This is a genomic window from Paenibacillus sp. GbtcB18, from assembly GCF_019091125.1.
Classification (GTDB): domain Bacteria; phylum Bacillota; class Bacilli; order Paenibacillales; family NBRC-103111; genus Paenibacillus_F; species Paenibacillus_F chitinolyticus.
On record NZ_JAGXJX010000766.1, the window covers coordinates 1 to 241 of the forward strand.

A 241-nucleotide genomic window follows, 5' to 3' on the forward strand; every position below is an offset into this window, starting at 1 on the left:
TCCGCTGTGGGGCCGCCGGGAGGACAATTTCGAGGCCGGTCTGTGGATGGGAGGCTACGGGGCTTTCAAATGGGCGCTGAAAAAGCCGGATCAGTCCGCGGCAGCCGCCAGTTTGTCGGGCGTCACGCAGGTGAAAGAGATTGAAAGGCGGTTCCCCAAAGATTTCCGGCTCGTGTTCGGAAAAAACAAGGAGCTGCTGAGAGCAAGCGATCTGTTCGCGCTGTCCCGTTATGCGGCGGAG

The 241-nt window shown here is 60.2% G+C and carries 1 pseudogene; it reads left to right on the plus strand.

Annotated features, from left to right (window positions below):
* Positions 1-241 (plus strand): annotated as a pseudogene (locus tag KVT34_RS32250) (esterase family protein); the annotation flags it as partial.